The sequence below is a fragment of the Aeromonas sp. 2MA4 genome (genome assembly GCF_029237305.1).
GTDB classification, from domain to species: domain Bacteria; phylum Pseudomonadota; class Gammaproteobacteria; order Enterobacterales; family Aeromonadaceae; genus Aeromonas; species Aeromonas salmonicida.
This window is the reverse complement of the sequence record NZ_JAACFY010000001.1, coordinates 1-15,571: the sequence shown is the minus strand read 5'-3', so window position 1 is coordinate 15,571 and position 15,571 is coordinate 1. Positions and strand designations below refer to the sequence as shown.

Genomic DNA, 15,571 nt, shown 5'->3' with positions numbered 1-15,571 from the left:
GTTCGGTGATGTATTCGCTCAGTAAAAAGCCCGCCAGGATCTCTGGCGGGCTTTTTCGTTCCTGCTGTTTGCACCTCAGCGACGTCGCTTGTTCCCCCCCAGCAGGGAGCCGAGCACCCCGCGTACCAGCTGGCGCCCCACTTCGTTGCCTATGGTGCGGGCCACGCTCCTGGCTGCGGTCTGCACCACACCATCATGCTGGCCTCCGCGCGGGCCTGTGCGGCCAAACAGAATGCCGTTGAGGGTATCGAGCAGACCTCCAGTCGCTGGCGGCGTCTCTGTTGGGTCAGTCAGCGAGCCTGCATTTTCCCTCTTGCCGTCATTGAGCCGCTCGAAGGCTGACTCGCGATCCTCGCGAGTCTCGTATCTGCCATAGAGCAGGGATCCCCGGATCAGGGCAAGTCGCTCTGCCTCGCTCAGTGGCCCGATGCGGCTGGCTGGCGGGGCGATAAAGGCGCGTTCCACTACGCTCGGGCGACCCTTCTCATCGAGCAGGGAGACCAGGGCTTCGCCCACCCCCAGTTCTGTGATGGCGCCAGCCGCGTCGAAGGCCGGGTTGGCCCTCAGGGTGTTTGCGGCGATACGCACCGCTTTCTGGTCACTTGGAGTAAAGGCGCGCAGGGCATGCTGCACCCGATTACCCAATTGCCCCAGCACGCTGTCGGGAATATCGGCCGGGCTCTGGGTCACGAAATAGACGCCCACTCCTCTCGAGCGGATAAGGCGCACCACCAGCTCTATTTTTTCCAGCAGCGCCTTGGGGGCATCGTTGAACAGCAAATGGGCTTCGTCGAAGAAGAACACCAGCACGGGTTTGTCCGGATCGCCCACTTCGGGCAATTGCTCGAACAGCTCGGACAGCAGCCAGAGCAGGAAGCAAGCATAGAGGCGGCTGGACTGGGTCAGTTTGCTGGCCGCCAGCACATTGATATGGCCGTGGCCGACCCCGTCGGTTTGCAGCAAGTCCTGAATGTCCAGCATGGGCTCACCGAAGAAGTGATCACCCCCCGCGCTCTCCAGGGTAAGTAGATTGCGCAAGATGGCGCCGATGGAGGCGGTCGACACATTGCCGTAGCGAGTGGTCAGGGATTTGGCGTTCTCACCGGTAAATTGCACCATGGCGCGCAGGTCTTTCAGATCGAGCAGCAGCAAGCCCTCGTCGTCCGCCACCTTGAATACCAGCTCCAGCACCCCGCTCTGGGTGTCGTTGAGGCCGAGCAAACGGGCCAGCAGCAAGGGACCCATGTCGGAGACGGTGGCGCGCACCGGGTGCCCCTGCTCGGCGAACAGATCCCAGAAAAGGGTCGGGCTGGCGGCAAAGGCGGGGGCTGGGATACCGAGCTGGGCAAGTCGGGCATCCAGCTTGCTCGACCTGGCACCGGCGGCGCCCAGGCCGCTGAGATCTCCCTTTACATCGGCCAGAAAGACCGGCACCCCGAGGCGGGAGAATCCCTCCGCCAGTACCTGCAGGGTGACTGTTTTACCCGTGCCGGTGGCACCTGTGATGAGACCATGGCGATTGGCCATGGCGGGCAGCAGGGAGTGCGGTTGGCCATTGGCATAGGCCAGTGTCAGTGGTGCGGCCATGGTGGACTCCTTGTCCTGGCAGGTGGTGTGGGGCAGCTAGCTACAAGGAGTGTGGCGGCAGAGCCAAATGATGGCAAGCGGGGGCAGGCAAGGGATAAGGGGAAGCAAGGGGATAGCCCCCTTGTCAGGACAAGGTCTGTCTTGACAAGGGGTTGCCGGGTCAGCGGGGACGGATCAGCTTGCCCAGTTGCAACAACAGTAGCGTCAGCACAGCCCCCAGAATGGCCGTCAGCACCGCCAGCAAGAGGCTACCGAGCAGGAAAGGGGGCACCAGGGTTGCCGCTTCGTGCTCAAGCCAGTGCAGGGACCAGGTGAGATGGAACGGTTCCGGCGTCTTGTGCAGCACCAGACAACCGGTGCGGTAGGCATAGAGATACATGAAGGGGAGCGTCACCGGGTTGTTGAACCAGACCGCCAGCAGGGCCAGTGGCAGATTCAGACTGAACGCCAGTGCCAGAGCGACGGCGATCAGCGAGTGCATGGGGACCGGGATCCAGCAGGCGAAGATACCGGCCGCCACGGCGCCGCTCAGGGCGCGACCGCCACCTTGCCACAAGGCAGGTGCCAGCAGGCGATCGCCGAACAGCGCAAACCACTTCTGCTGGCGCAGGGTATCGGGGTCGAGTTTGAGACGGGGCAGCTTCATGCACGGGCCTTGCGGCGGCGCCATTGACGAATGATGCTCAAACGCCACATCAGGCGGATCGTGACATAGCCGAGCACAGAACTCAGCATCGCCAGCGCCAGTGACCCCAGCAGCAGGGGCGGTGCCACGGTTTCAAACACAGAGCTCAGCCAGTGCCAGGTAAATTCGATATCGACATGCTGGGCGGGGTGGCCGAGCAGCAGGCAGCCAACCCGATAGGCGGCATAAAACAGGGGGGGCATGGTAATGGGATTGGTCAGCCAGACCAGGGCGACGGCCAGCGGCAGATTGACCCGGCAGGCGATGGCGCCGCCAGCCGCCAGCAGCATCTGGCAGGGCACGGGGATCCAGGCCATAAAGAGGCCGACCCCGAAGGCGCCAGCGGCAGAGCGGCGATTGAGGTGCCAGAGGTTGTTGTCGAGCAACAGGTTACCAAACAGCTGCAAGCGCTTGTTTTCTTTGAGCGTCTTCTGATCCGGCATCCAGCGTTTGATGATTCGTTTGGGCATATTGAAACCTTGCTAAATACTTGCACCATGGATCTGCGCTTGTTGTCGTTTGCCCTTGGGGCAAGCTCCTCGTTACTCTGGCCATGGTTGCCTTCCATCGCATGGGGGGGCGTGATGCTCTGCCTGCTGGTTCCCCTTGCATATTATCGTGCCTGGCGGCTGTTGTTTCTCCTGCTTGGCATCCTCTGGATGCAGGCCAATCTGTCATATCGACTCGCCTGGTTGGATCAACTGGGAGCGCAGGGGAACCACATCATAACCGCACGGCTGCAAAGTGCAGAGCCTCAGGGTGATAAATTTGTCCGGCTGCTGCTGCGGGTGACCTCTCTTGATGAGCGAGAGGTGACGCCTGAGCCCCTGATCCGGGTCAACGCCTATCAACAGTTGCCAGCCATGCCGGCGGGCAGCTCAGTGACCCTGGTGACGTCGTTGAAACCGGCCCATGGTCTTGCCAACGAGGCGGGGATGGATGGGCGACGTCTGCTGCTTGGCAAGGGGATCACCGCCACCGGCAACCTGCGCCGCATCATCGAGATAGACCTTGCTTCCCCGGGCTTGCGTGATCGCTGGCTGGCAAAGGCCACCGCCAGTTGGCAGGAATTGGCCCAGGCTCCCTTGCTCGCGGCCCTCACCTTTGGCGAGCGCAGCGGTATCAGCGATGAGCAGTGGGATCTTTTTCGTGGCGGCGGACTGACCCATATCATCGCCATCTCCGGCCAGCATATCGCATTGGTCGCCGTGCTCGGCTGGTGGCTTGGGCGGCTGTTCGGGCTGAGGGGGGCCATTGTAGTCGCCCTGCTGTTTGCCGCCATTTACAGCTGGCTGGCAGGGTTTGCAGTGGCCACAGAGCGAGCCCTCATCATGGTGCTGGTGTGGAGCCTGTTGCGCTGGAGCAAGCGGGATTGGCCCGCCTATCGGGTCTGGTTGTGGGCGTTTGTGGTGCTTTGCCTGTGGGATCCTTTTGCTCTCTATTCGGCCGGATTCTGGCTCTCGTTTCTGGCGGTCGCCATCTTGCTGCTGGTGGCCTATCTCAATGCCAAGCCACGGTTGTGGCAGCTCCAGTTATGGTTGTTACTCGGTCTGTTACCCCTGCAACTGGCACTGTTCGAGGGCGTAGCGCCACTGGCCATGATGATCAACCTGCTGGCGTTGCCGCTGTTCTGCATTGTCATTATTCCGCTGGCCTTGCTCGGTGTTCTCTGTTCGCTGCTTTCACCCGCAGTGGGCCATGGGCTCTTCTGGGTGGCAGATCTGGGTCTCGGTTGGGTGACTGGCCTGCTCGGCTGGTTGGCTGCCAGATTCCAGCTCTGGTGGCCACTTCCCGGCTGGTGGGTACCGCTGTGTGCCCTGCTGCTATTGCTCTGGCTCGGTTGGCGCTGGTATCAGGCGCGCTGGATCTGGTTGCCAGGCGGTGTCGCTCTGTTATTGGCTTGTTGGCCTGTTTCCGAAGGGTGGCAGTTGCGTGTGCTGGATGTGGGGCAGGGGTTGGCGGTGCTGATCAGCCGAGGTGAGCGGGCCATCCTCTATGATACCGGCGACAGTTATCCCGGCGGCTACAACATGGCGCAAGCGGTGATCTTGCCTGTGTTGGGTCATCTTGGGATCAAGCAGCTGGACCGGCTCATTATCAGCCATAAAGACAGGGATCATGCCGGTAATCGCCAACTGTTGCTGAAGGCATTGCCGGTACGGGGGGAGTTGTCCTCGTTTGCATTCGAGCCGGCAGTGTTGCTATGCGAGCGTGGCCAGCAGTGGCGCTGGCAAGGGCTGACGTTTGCGGTGCTGTGGCCGGAACGCCCGGGGCATGGCCGCAATAACGACAGTTGTGTGGTGCGCATCAGCGATGGCCAACACAGCGTGCTGCTCAGTGGGGATATAGAGCAACGCGCAGAGCAGCGCCTGGTGTTGCTGGAGGGAAAAGGGCTGGCCAGCACCCTGCTGGTGAGTCCTCATCACGGCAGTCGCACCTCATCCACTGTGCCCTTTGTCGAGGCTGTGGGGGTGGGCTATGTAGTACACAGCGCAGGGTATCTCAATCAGTGGGATTTTCCTCGCCCCGAAGTGGTTGCCAGGTATGGACAGGCTCGCCAATGGGTGACCGGACAGGATGGCGCCATCCTGATTGAATCCGCGTCTGGCGGGCTCAATATCCGCGCCGAGCGCGACTTGGGGCCCTGGTATCGACGAGGTGGCAGCTGGTGGACGCCCAAGCATTGGCTTGGGCATTAATCCGTCATTTCCCCCTTGGGTTGCGGGTATCGAGATGGCGGCGCCTGGTGGATGCCCAAGCTTTGGCTTGGGCATTAATCCGTCATTTCCCCCTTGGGTTGAGGGTATCGAGATGGCGGCGCTTGGTGGATGCCCAAGCTTTGGCTTGGGCATTAATCCGTCATTTCCCCCTTGGGTTGTGGGTATCGAGATGGCGGCGCTTGGTGGATGCCCAAGCTTTGGCTAGAATACCCCGTCATTTCCCTTATTAACGGCTATTCATGCAACAAGAAACCTCACAAGACAGCTGGCCTGTCTTCAAGCGTCTGCTCGGTTATGTCCGGGATCGCAAGTTGGGTCTGGTCGGCGGCATCATAGGGATGCTGGGCTATGCCGCCGTGGATACCACCTTCGTCTACTCCATCAAGCCGCTGATCGATCAGGGCCTCAATGGCAATGACAGCAGTGTGCTGAAGTGGATGCCTTTCTTCGTGCTTGGCATCGTTGCCCTGCGTGGCTGTGCCACTTTCCTCTCCAACTATTGCATGGCCTGGGTCGGCAACCATGTGGTGATGCGGCTGCAACAGCAGGTGTTCAGCCACCTGATGGCCATGCCCATGAGTTTCTTCGACCGTCAGAACACCGGCAACCTGCTGGCCAAGGTGACCTATGACGCGGGTCAGGTCTCCTCTGCTGCCAGCTCCACCCTGGTCTCGCTGGTGCGGGAAGGGGCGACCGTGATCGGTCTGCTCGGTCTGATGTTCTGGCACTCCTGGCAGTTGTCGGTGATCTTCCTGGTGGTAGGCCCGGTCGTCGGGATCCTCATTGGCCTCATCAGCCGACGTTTTCGTAAGATCAGCCGCCACATACAGCAGGCGGTGGGCGACATCACCACCTCGACCGAGCAGATGCTCAAGGGTCATAAAGAGGTGCTGATGTTTGGTGGCCAGCAGGTGGAAGAGAAACGCTTCTTCCGCGTCAGCAACCATATGCGTCAGCAGACCATGAAGATGGTCGCCGCCGATGCCATCGGCAGCCCCATCGTCCAGATGGTGGCCTCCGTTGCGCTGGCCGTCTTCCTCTACGTGGCGACCATCGACAGCGTCAAGGCGACCCTGACAGCCGGTACTTTCACCGTCATGGTCACCTCCATGATGATGCTGCTCAAGCCGCTCAAAAGCCTGACCGACGTGAACAACCAGTTCCAGCGCGGCATCACCGCCTGTCAGAGCCTGTTTGGTCTGCTCGACTCCACCCCGGAAGAGGACACAGGTACCCGTACCCTGGATCGTGCCCGTGGCGAGATCGAGTTTCGCAATGTCACCTTTACCTACCCGACCAAGGACACCCCTGCGCTGCACAACGTCAGCTTCAAGGTGGAGGCGGGTAAGTCCGTGGCCCTGGTGGGACGCTCCGGCTCCGGCAAGAGCACCATCGCCAGCCTGCTGACCCGTTTTTACGACGTGGAGCAGGGCGAGATCCTGCTGGACGGCGTCAACATTCGCGAGTACCGCCTGAGCGAGCTGCGCAAGCAGTACGCCCTGGTCTCCCAGCATGTGCACCTGTTCAACGACACGGTCGCCAGCAACATCGCCTATGCGGCGGAAGAGCGTTACAGCCGGGAAGAGATCCAGCATGCGGCACGCATCGCCCATGCCGACGAGTTCGTCAGCAAGATGACCCAGGGTTACGATACCGTGGTCGGCGAGAACGGGGCTTCGCTGTCCGGTGGTCAGCGTCAGCGTATTGCCATCGCCCGCGCTTTGCTGCGCGATGCCCCCGTGTTGCTGCTGGATGAGGCGACCTCGGCACTCGATACCGAGTCAGAGCGTCACATCCAGGCTGCCATCGACGAGCTGTGCAAGGCGCGCACCTCCCTGGTGATCGCCCACCGTCTCTCCACCATAGAGAAGGCGGACGAGATCCTGGTGATCGACGAGGGTCATATCGTCGAGCGCGGCAATCATGAGGCCCTGATGGCCAACCAGGGGACCTATGCCCAGCTGCGCGCCATCCAGTTCGGTAACACTTCCGTGGGTAACAAGGGCTAATGCTGCAGCAACTCTGGTACGGCAAGAGCGGCTGGCGCTGGTTGCTGGCCCCTTTTGCCCTGTTGTTTGCCATTCTTAGCGGCGCGCGCCGCTTCGCCTATCGGCGTGGCTGGTTCAAAACCTATCGTGCCACTGTCCCTGTGGTGGTGGTGGGCAATATCTCGGTGGGCGGTAACGGCAAGACCCCTGTGGTGATCTGGCTGGTGGAGCAGTTGCAAGCTCGCGGATTCAGGCCCGGAGTGGTGAGCCGTGGTTATGGTGGCAAGGCGCCCCATTACCCCTATCGGCTCGATGCCGCCAGCACGACCGCGCAGGCGGGGGATGAGCCAGTGCTGATCGCCCGGCGCTGTGGTTGCCCCGTGGTGGTCGCCCCCAAGCGAGCCGATGCGGTGCGGCTGCTGGAGCAAAGCGGTGAGGTGGATATCATCATCACAGACGACGGCCTGCAGCACTATGGGCTGGCCCGCGATATCGAGCTGGTGGTGGTGGATGGGGTACGCCGCTTTGGCAATGCCTGCCTGCTGCCCATGGGGCCGCTGCGCGAGCCTGTTACCCGGTTGAAGCGGGTCGATGCCATCATCTGCAATGGCGGTGAGCCTGCCAAAGGAGAGTATGCCATGCGCCTGGTGGCCGATGTGCCGCGCCGGGTGCGGGATGATGCCCAGGCCACCGAGCCCTTGCCCAGAGCGGTGGATGCCCTGGCCGGGATAGGTCATCCTCCCCGCTTTTTTGTTACCTTGGCCGAGCTGGGGTATGAGTTGCACCAGCAGGTTGGTTATGGGGATCATCATGCGTTTGACCGCGATGAGCTGGTCACACGCTTCGGGCAGCGTCCGCTGCTGATGACAGAAAAAGACGCGGTCAAGTGCCAGACGTTTGCGCTGGATAGCTGGTGGTATCTGCCGGTCAGTGCCGAGTTGCCTGCCTCCTTGCTCGATACCTTGCTGCAAAAACTGCCATCGCTGACAGTGCCGCGTTCAGGCTCCGGATTGTGACGCGACATCATTGGGGCCTGGCTGTATCACCCGCTCGACATGGTTGAAGGGGGGTATTTCGGCCCGAAATCGAATATTGAATAGCTCGACATCATAAGGGCCTGGTTGTCTTGCCCGCTCGACATCGTTGAAGGAGTTTATTTTGGCATTGGACATTAAATTGCTCGACATCATTGCTTGCCCGGTTTGCAAGGGGAAGCTGCATTACAACAAGGCCGTGCACGAGCTGGTCTGCCGCTTCGACAAGCTGGCCTATCCGCTGGAAGAGGGGATCCCTGTGCTGCTGGAAAACCGTGCTCGCCAGCTCAATAGCGATGAGATGCCGTCATGAGTTTCGTGGTGGTCATTCCTGCCCGCTACGCCTCGACCCGCTTGCCGGGCAAGCCGCTGGCAGATATCCATGGCAAGCCCATGGTGCAGCACGTGGTGGAAAAAGCCCTGCAATCCGGTGCGGATCGGGTGATCGTCGCCACCGATGACGAGCGGGTGCACCGCGCCCTGGCATCTTTTGCCGAACAAGCCGGTGTCGAGGTGTGCATGACATCGCAGGATCACCAGTCCGGCACCGAGCGACTGGCGGAAGTGTGCCGTCACTACGGCTTCCCTGCCGACACTATCGTGGTCAACGTGCAGGGAGATGAGCCGCTCATTCCCCCCGCCATCATTCGTCAGGTGGCCGACAACCTGGCTGCGGCGAGCGCGCCCATGGCGACGCTGTCCGTACCCATTCAGGACGCAGAAGAGGCGTTCAATCCCAATGCGGTCAAGGTCGTGACGGACAAGGATGGCTATGCCCTCTACTTCAGTCGCGCTTGCATTCCCTGGGACAGGGATCGCTTTGCTGCCAGTGATCGCGCTGCTGGGAGCCACGAGCAGATTGGCGATCACTACCAGCGTCACATCGGCATCTACGCCTATCGCGCCGGTTTCATCCAGCGTTACGTGGACTGGGCGCCGAGCGTGCTGGAACAGGTCGAAGCCCTGGAGCAACTGCGGGTGCTCTGGTACGGGGAGAAGATCCACGTGGCCCAGGCGCTGCAAGCGCCGCCGGTCGGGGTGGATACCCAGGCCGATCTGGACAAGGTGCGGGCGTTGCTGGCGAACTGATGCCAGTACAATCAATCTGACCCTCTGGACGGTGCCTGCAGGCACCGTTTTTTGTGTTGAATCTTTATATAATTATTTGATTACAAACACCATTTACGAGCACTTTCAAACTTTTCCCGCCCATGGTTTGCCAAATGAACGAGTTTGGTTATGATGCAAGACGCCGTGTTAACCCTAACTGGCGTATAACGAGATAAAAAACGGGGTGTTTGGGTGATTAATGTATTCCTGGTCGATGATCATGAGTTGGTGCGTACAGGGATAAGACGCATTTTGGAAGATGTCCGCGGGATCAAGGTAGTGGGTGAAGCACAGAGCGGGGAAACCGCCGTCACGTTTTGCCGTCAGCACCATCCTGACGTGATCCTGATGGACATGAACATGCCGGGCATCGGCGGCCTGGAGGCGACCCGCAAGATACTGCGGATCCGGCCTGATGTGCGCATCATAGTGCTGACCATTCATTCAGAAAACCCGTTCCCGACCAAGGTGATGCAGGCGGGCGCCGCCGGTTACCTGACCAAGGGAGCCGCGCCGGATGAGATGATCCACGCCATTCGCCTAGTGCATTCAGGCCAGCGTTACATCTCCCCCGAGATCGCCCAGCAGATGGCCCTCAGTCAGTTTGCCTCGGCGGACGAGAATCCCTTCAAGTCCCTCTCCGAGCGCGAGCTGCAGATCATGATGATGATCACCAAGGGACAGAAGGTGACTGACATCTCCGAACAGTTGAACCTGAGCCCCAAAACGGTCAACAGCTACCGCTACCGCCTGTTCAGCAAGCTCGACATCAATGGCGATGTGGAGCTGACCCATCTGGCCATTCGCTATGGCATGCTGGATGCCGACACCCTGTAACCGGCTGTCGTGTGGCAAGCAAAGGCGGCCCGGCCGCCTTTTTGCATTTCGCTGGCCTGGCGCAGTATGCTCTCTCCGTTGATGCTGACTTCTATCGTTTTCGCCCCTTTGTGTTGAATCGAGTAGCCTGATGACCTTTTCTCCCGAGCCCCTCTTTGACAGCAAAGCCTTTTTGAGTGCCGTGACCACCATATCGACGCCTGTTGCCGGAGCCATCATGACGACTTCTGAACCTCTCTTTGACAGCAAGGCTTTTCTGAGTGCCGTGACCCACCAGAGCGGCGTTTACCGCATGTATGACAGCGGTGGCACCGTCATCTATGTGGGCAAGGCCAAGGATCTGAAAAAGCGGCTCGCCTCCTATTTTCGTACCAATGTCGACAGCATCAAGACCCGTACCCTGGTGCGCCAGATCGCCGACATTCAGGTCATGGTGACCCACACGGAGACAGAGGCGCTGATCCTCGAGCACAATCTCATCAAGCAGTACCAGCCGCGTTACAACGTGTTGCTGCGGGACGACAAATCCTACCCCTGGATCATCATCACGGCGCACCAGCACCCCCGCATCGGCGTACATCGCGGTGCCCGCAAGATTAAAGGGGAGTACTTCGGTCCTTACCCTTCCGGCGGCGCCGTGCGCGAGAGCCTGCATCTGATGCAGAAAATCTTTCCTGTGCGCCAGTGCGAAGACGCCGTCTATGCCAACCGCACCCGTCCCTGTCTGCTCTATCAACTCAAACGCTGCGCCGGTCCTTGTGTCGCCGGTCTGGTGAGCGAGGCTGAGTATACCCAGCAGGTGGGGCTGGCCAAGCTGTTTCTGGCGGGCAAGAACCAGCAGGTGATAGGCGAGCTGGTGGGCAAGATGGAGTCCGCCAGCGGCGATCTGCGCTTTGAAGAGGCGGCCCGCTATCGGGATCAGATCCAGGCGCTGCGCCGGGTAACAGAGCAGCAATCGGTGAGCGGCAACGTGCTGGACGACCTGGACGTCATAGGTGTCGCGTTCGAGCAGGGCGCAGCCTGTATCCATGTGCTCTTTATTCGCCAGGGCAAGGTACTCGGCTCGCGCAGCTACTTTCCCAAGGTCCCGAGTGACACGCCCCTCGAAGAGGTGGTGCAATCTTTCCTGCTGCAGTTCTATTTGTCGGGGCAGGGGGGCAGGCAGATCCCGAGCGAGGTGCTGCTGGACGTCGCCCTCGAGGATGAAACCCTGATCGCCGACACCCTGAGCCAGACTGCTGGCTACAAGGTGCGGGTGGTGAGCCGTACCCGTGCCGAGCGGGCTCGCTTCATCAAGCTCGCCTCCATCAATGCCGAGACTGCGCTGCGCTCGCGCCTCGCCCACAAGAGCACCACCACGGCCCGCTTCAGCCAGCTGGAAGAGCTGCTGGAGCTGGAGCGCCCCATCGCCCGCATGGAGTGTTATGACATCTCCCACACCATGGGGGAGCGTACCGTGGCCTCTTGCGTGGTGTTCAACCGCGAAGGGCCGCTGAGCTCAGAGTATCGTCGTTTCAACATCGACGGCATCACAGGCGGTGATGACTACGCTGCCATGGAGCAGGTGCTGGAGCGGCGCTTTGGCAAGCTGCAAGAGCCGGACAAGGTGCCGGATGTGCTCTTTATCGACGGCGGGCTCGGTCAGTTGCGCCGCGCCGAGGAGATCCTGGCGCGTCAGCAGGAGTTTCTCGGCGGCAAATACCCGCTGCTGGTGGGCATTGCCAAGGGGGTAACCCGCAAGGCGGGGCTGGAGACCCTGATCATGGGGGAGAGCCACGAAGAGCTGCACTTGCCGGCAGATATGCCCGCTTTGCACCTGATCCAGCATATTCGCGATGAATCCCACCGTTTTGCCATTACCGGCCACAGAGCACGGCGCGCCAAGGCCCGTACTAGCAGTACCCTGGAGGACATTCCGGGGGTCGGGCCCAAACGTCGTCAAGCCCTGCTCAAGTATCTGGGGGGCTTGCAGGAGGTGAAAAAGGCAGGTGTGGACGATCTCGCCAAGGTGCCGGGTATCAGCCAGGAGCTGGCCCAGTCGATCCACGATGCACTGCGTTCGCTCTGAACATAGCTCTCAACCCCGGATCCTGATGCACAAGAGCCGTGACGCAAGGGGGCTGAAAATGCCATAATGGCCCGCATCCTGAGGTTATTGATGGATTAATAGACCAAGGCGGGCGCCTGTCCGGTTGCATCTGTGATCGGCTTGGGGCTACCATGTAGCGGCATACAAGAAGTGGCTGAAAATAATGACAAATATTCCTAACCTGCTGACGTTTTTTCGGATTTTGCTCATCCCCGTCTTCGTCATCCTGTTTTATGTTCCCTACCAGTGGTCCTATCTGGCGGCGGCTGTCGTCTTCATTCTTGCGGCCGCGACCGACTGGTTTGATGGCTATCTCGCCCGCAAGCTGAATCAGTCAACCGCCTTCGGTGCCTTCCTCGATCCGGTCGCTGACAAGATCATGGTGGCCGCGGCCCTGGTGGTCATAGTCGAACACTACAACACCATCTGGGTCACCATCCCCGCCATGACCATGATTGGCCGCGAGATCATCATCTCGGCCCTGCGTGAATGGATGGCCGAACTTGGCAAGCGTTCCGCGGTTGCAGTCAGCTGGATTGGTAAATGGAAGACCATGATCCAGATGGTGTCGCTCACCGGCCTTATCTGGCAATACGACATCTGGATGGTGTGGCTCGCTTACGTGCTGCTGTATGTGGCGACCGTGCTCACCTTCTGGTCCATGTTTCAGTACATGAAAGCGGCCTGGGGCGATCTGACCTACCACTCCCGCTTCTAGTTTCTGTCCTGGCAGAAAACGGCGTTTCCTTGTCGTTGGGGCAGGGAAACGCTCATGAGTGGTAAAAGTACAGGAAAAGGGTAAAAAACACCCGAACGATCAGGGTATTAAATATTTTTGGTTGACTGAGCGAGGAACATCGCTAGAATGCGTCCTCGTAGTCAGGCAGTCAGCCAGACCAATGCGGGAATAGCTCAGTTGGTAGAGCACGACCTTGCCAAGGTCGGGGTCGCGAGTTCGAGTCTCGTTTCCCGCTCCAAATTCAGACAATAGAGAGCCAACTCTCTTTTGCATGGCGCGTTAGCAAAGCGGTTATGCAGCGGATTGCAAATCCGTTTAGTCCGGTTCGACTCCGGAACGTGCCTCCATATTGACAAGCCCGCCACGCGGACTTGATACCGATTGCGGTGCCCGAGTGGTGAAATCGGTAGACACAAGGGATTTAAAATCCCTCGACGTTCGCGTCGTGCCGGTTCGATTCCGGCCTCGGGCACCATTAAAATCAAAGACTTACGAAGGCCACTAGCGATAGTGGCCTTTTTGTTTTCCTTCCAGTGTCCACATTTGATCCACACAGATTTTTCTTGCCATCACTGAGCCCCCTGTATTGCTCTAAGCATCTGACCGTACTGCAACCCATTGGATCAGCAGATCATGATTACCTGTGAGCCTATTTGTCTCTGACCCCAAAAATTCCCCAAGGAGTTCTACGCTCTTTAGTATGGGATTTTTAACATGGGAAAAATAATTCAAAAACAAGTGCTTACTTGCAGTCTTGCTAGTTGATCAAGCGGTTGTGGCGGCAACGAATTTGATGATCGATATCTGTTGATGGCACTGATTTAACAGAATGTCGCATTATGCGCGGTCAGGCTTAGGGGCATGACAAAGGGGCCGGAGGCCCCTTGATAGCTTGTTCAACCGCAGTCACTCAACAACAACGAGCGTATTTTGGTTAAAAATTGCTGATGATGGCGTTTGAGCAAGGTTACGATGCGCAAACCAAATACACGAAACTCGTTTTGAATAACCATCATCCTTAACGTATTCAACAGTCATGTCCGGTCCGCCACTGCGAAGCCTCACCATCTGGCCAGGATGAAGCTGCACCTCTGGATGCCCAGCCTCAGGCTCCCCATAATTTAGGCACAGACTCTCTGCGTAGAACGTCGCATCTAGCAGCTCTGCACTTTCAGGTGTATGGAACCAAACACACGTGACACCGCCAGTTTCAGCCCGAATGCTGCTGACAACCATATCTGGACCACCGCTTGGCAGGCCAACAACATGACCAACGGAAAATCGAACACCATCCTGCATACTTAACTCCTTGTTACGCCGATCACTGGATTTATCGGCATCATAAAGTGAACGTAATAGGTTTGCGTCTGACTGGCTCTATCGCACTAATGAATTGATGTATATCACAGATATGGGATTGCAAATCCCCGTTTTTATCGACGAAAGAATATCCAACCATAACCGGAGAATTGGGCTCTGAAATGATAGAGTCAATGGTTGCTTCTATCCCCAAAACCCTAAGCCTTACAATCCCACCTACGTTAAACCCCTCTACCATATAGCCTCCATGAATGAGCACCCTGCTCCATACGGATATTGGGGCTATTGCTTGAAAACCAAGCCCTTACTGACAAATAAATACCTCGTAAGAGATATTACTCCTGCCTCGTTGCTGTATCGAGCATGTGAGGATTGAATTCCCCCAATATTACTATTAGGGATTGCGACTGCCATTTTTCATTCTGGCAGTTCTTCCAGCTTCACTTCGAGTTGTACGCGGTTGGTGTAGCCCTGATTGGTGAGGTCGTGCACCACCTGGGTGAGCAGCCATGGGGCGGCGTCGATGTCGGGTTTGAAGCCCCTGACGGTGGTGGGTTGTTCCGGGTAGAGTTCTGGGCGGCCTTTGGCCAGGGTGATGTCGAACTCGGCCACCCCGCGCTGGATCCGTTCCCACTCCGCACGTGCGGCCCGCATGGCGTTCGCCTGGTTGGCGTAAACATGGCGCAGCTCTTTGACGTTCTCGCTGTTGCCGACCAGCAGTTCGTGTTCCTTCTTGTTGACGACGACACCCGGTGGCAGTGGCCGCTCCGGTTTCGGCTTGGTCTTCTTCTTGCGCTTCACCTCTATTTTCTTTTTCTCGGCGGCCTTGTTGTCTTGCCAGTAGGCGATGACGCCTGTGTAAGCGTCGCGGTCGGCCACTGAGAAGCGGTGCTGATCGCCATCTTGGCGGGTGATGGTGATGGCCGGCAGGGGTTGGCCGCTAGCTGTGTAAACCCACCAGGTTGTTCACAGATTGAAGACGACTGATGGGGGGCTTATAGCCCAGACTTGCATGAGGACGATGCCAGTTGTACTCATGCAGCCACGGTTGCAAGTGTTCTGCCCGTTGCGCTGACGAGTCATAGCTCCGTGCATACGCCCATTCACGCAGCGCTGTCTGAATGAAGCGCTCTGCTTTGCCATTGGTTTGAGGTGTGTAAGGTTTGGTGCGCAGGTGCTTGAGTCCCAAGCGACGACACAGCTTCTGGAAGCGTTTCGACCGATAACAGGCGCCATTGTCAGTGAGTAGCCGACGGAAGCGAATGCCGAGCCCGGCGTAGTAGCGAAGTGCCTGTAACAGCGCCAGGCAGGCACTGCGTCCCGTTTCATCAGGCAGCAGGGCGCTGAAGGCCACACGGGAATGGTCATCAATCGCCACATGCGCATACTCCCATCCAGCGCCACGGGAATCCTGGCGGCGGTCACCAGTCACCCGATGGCCGGGACGACGGAAGCGCCCCAA

14 protein-coding genes and 3 tRNA genes are annotated in these 15,571 nt (G+C 58.9%); 11 read left to right on the top strand and 6 right to left on the bottom strand.

All coding sequences use genetic code 11. From position 1 onward, the window contains the following. Positions 1-75: 75 nt before the first annotated feature. The 3 genes from GWQ31_RS00085 to GWQ31_RS00075 all read right to left on the bottom strand — a co-directional run bounded on the left by GWQ31_RS00085 (position 76) and on the right by GWQ31_RS00075 (position 2,742). Positions 76-1,587, bottom strand: a complete 1,512-nt coding sequence (locus tag GWQ31_RS00085; protein WP_275908348.1) for a helicase HerA-like domain-containing protein — start codon at positions 1,585-1,587, stop codon at positions 76-78. A 160-nt stretch (positions 1,588-1,747) separates the two neighbouring features. After that, positions 1,748-2,233, bottom strand: coding sequence for a DUF2062 domain-containing protein (locus GWQ31_RS00080; RefSeq protein ID WP_275908347.1), 486 nt, complete (start codon positions 2,231-2,233; stop codon positions 1,748-1,750). After that, positions 2,230-2,742 (bottom strand): DUF2062 domain-containing protein, encoded by a 513-nt coding sequence (locus tag GWQ31_RS00075; protein ID WP_021139626.1) that lies wholly within the window; start codon positions 2,740-2,742, stop codon positions 2,230-2,232. Before GWQ31_RS00075 ends, GWQ31_RS00080 begins: the two co-directional genes overlap by 4 nt. A 27-nt stretch (positions 2,743-2,769) precedes the next feature. Between GWQ31_RS00075 and GWQ31_RS00070 the strand changes: the two genes are divergently transcribed. The 11 genes from GWQ31_RS00070 to GWQ31_RS00020 all read left to right on the top strand — a co-directional run bounded on the left by GWQ31_RS00070 (position 2,770) and on the right by GWQ31_RS00020 (position 13,264). Further along, entirely contained in the window at positions 2,770-4,971 is a 2,202-nt protein-coding gene (locus GWQ31_RS00070; protein WP_275908346.1) for a DNA internalization-related competence protein ComEC/Rec2, read from the top strand. A 260-nt stretch (positions 4,972-5,231) separates the two neighbouring features. After that, positions 5,232-7,001 (top strand): lipid A ABC transporter ATP-binding protein/permease MsbA, encoded by a 1,770-nt coding sequence (gene msbA, locus GWQ31_RS00065; protein ID WP_265422354.1) that lies wholly within the window; start codon positions 5,232-5,234, stop codon positions 6,999-7,001. Continuing rightward, entirely contained in the window at positions 7,001-7,996 is a 996-nt protein-coding gene (gene lpxK, locus GWQ31_RS00060; RefSeq protein ID WP_275908345.1) for a tetraacyldisaccharide 4'-kinase, read from the top strand. The genes msbA and lpxK overlap by 1 nt, the downstream gene beginning before the upstream one ends. Before the next feature lie 142 nt (positions 7,997-8,138). Continuing rightward, entirely contained in the window at positions 8,139-8,327 is a 189-nt protein-coding gene (locus GWQ31_RS00055) for a Trm112 family protein (RefSeq protein ID WP_005320086.1), read from the top strand. Continuing rightward, positions 8,324-9,103 carry a 3-deoxy-manno-octulosonate cytidylyltransferase gene (kdsB, locus tag GWQ31_RS00050; protein ID WP_275908344.1) on the top strand — a complete coding sequence of 260 codons (780 nt, stop codon included), beginning with the start codon at positions 8,324-8,326 and terminating at the stop codon, positions 9,101-9,103. The genes GWQ31_RS00055 and kdsB overlap by 4 nt, the downstream gene beginning before the upstream one ends. 213 nt (positions 9,104-9,316) lie before the next feature. After that, positions 9,317-9,961, top strand: coding sequence for a UvrY/SirA/GacA family response regulator transcription factor (gene uvrY / locus GWQ31_RS00045; protein ID WP_005320080.1), 645 nt, complete (start codon positions 9,317-9,319; stop codon positions 9,959-9,961). 217 nt (positions 9,962-10,178) lie between these two features. Beyond that, complete coding sequence (uvrC, locus tag GWQ31_RS00040) at positions 10,179-12,029, top strand: excinuclease ABC subunit UvrC (RefSeq protein WP_275908343.1); 1,851 nt, start codon at positions 10,179-10,181, stop codon at positions 12,027-12,029. Positions 12,030-12,213: 184 nt separating this feature from the next. Further along, positions 12,214-12,768: a CDP-diacylglycerol--glycerol-3-phosphate 3-phosphatidyltransferase gene (gene pgsA / locus GWQ31_RS00035; RefSeq protein ID WP_059113890.1), complete on the top strand. Its 555-nt coding sequence runs from the start codon at positions 12,214-12,216 to the stop codon at positions 12,766-12,768. Between the two features lie 183 nt (positions 12,769-12,951). Further along, positions 12,952-13,027, top strand: a tRNA-Gly gene (locus GWQ31_RS00030). A 35-nt stretch (positions 13,028-13,062) separates the two neighbouring features. Continuing rightward, positions 13,063-13,136 (top strand) — tRNA-Cys (locus tag GWQ31_RS00025). A gap of 41 nt (positions 13,137-13,177) precedes the next feature. Further along, positions 13,178-13,264, top strand: a tRNA-Leu gene (locus GWQ31_RS00020). Positions 13,265-13,695: 431 nt separating this feature from the next. On the opposite strand, the gene GWQ31_RS00015 is transcribed toward GWQ31_RS00020, so the two are convergent. The 3 genes from GWQ31_RS00015 to GWQ31_RS00005 all read right to left on the bottom strand — a co-directional run. Beyond that, a complete protein-coding gene (locus tag GWQ31_RS00015; RefSeq protein ID WP_275908342.1) occupies positions 13,696-14,088 on the bottom strand; it encodes a DUF2158 domain-containing protein in 393 nt (130 codons plus the stop codon). A gap of 438 nt (positions 14,089-14,526) precedes the next feature. Then, on the bottom strand, positions 14,527-14,988 hold the full coding sequence (locus GWQ31_RS00010) for a hypothetical protein (protein ID WP_345893578.1): 462 nt from the start codon (positions 14,986-14,988) through the stop codon (positions 14,527-14,529). Between the two features lie 61 nt (positions 14,989-15,049). Continuing rightward, the coding region (locus GWQ31_RS00005; protein WP_275908341.1) for an integrase core domain-containing protein at positions 15,050-15,571 on the bottom strand (522 nt) is incomplete at its 5' end.

Excerpts from the sequence above, each read along its gene's own strand:
- GWQ31_RS00080 (WP_275908347.1), bottom strand. The coding sequence starts at position 2,233 with ATGAAGCTGCCCCGTCTCAAACTCGACCCCGATACCCTGCGCCAGCAG.
- lpxK (WP_275908345.1), top strand. The coding sequence starts at position 7,001 with ATGCTGCAGCAACTCTGGTACGGCAAGAGCGGCTGGCGCTGGTTGCTG.
- kdsB (WP_275908344.1), top strand. The coding sequence starts at position 8,324 with ATGAGTTTCGTGGTGGTCATTCCTGCCCGCTACGCCTCGACCCGCTTG.
- uvrC (WP_275908343.1), top strand. The coding sequence starts at position 10,179 with ATGACGACTTCTGAACCTCTCTTTGACAGCAAGGCTTTTCTGAGTGCC.
- msbA (WP_265422354.1), top strand. The coding sequence starts at position 5,232 with ATGCAACAAGAAACCTCACAAGACAGCTGGCCTGTCTTCAAGCGTCTG.
- pgsA (WP_059113890.1), top strand. The coding sequence starts at position 12,214 with ATGACAAATATTCCTAACCTGCTGACGTTTTTTCGGATTTTGCTCATC.
- GWQ31_RS00085 (WP_275908348.1), bottom strand. The coding sequence starts at position 1,587 with ATGGCCGCACCACTGACACTGGCCTATGCCAATGGCCAACCGCACTCC.
- GWQ31_RS00075 (WP_021139626.1), bottom strand. The coding sequence starts at position 2,742 with ATGCCCAAACGAATCATCAAACGCTGGATGCCGGATCAGAAGACGCTC.
- GWQ31_RS00015 (WP_275908342.1), bottom strand. The coding sequence starts at position 14,088 with ATGCAGGATGGTGTTCGATTTTCCGTTGGTCATGTTGTTGGCCTGCCA.
- GWQ31_RS00070 (WP_275908346.1), top strand. The coding sequence starts at position 2,770 with ATGGATCTGCGCTTGTTGTCGTTTGCCCTTGGGGCAAGCTCCTCGTTA.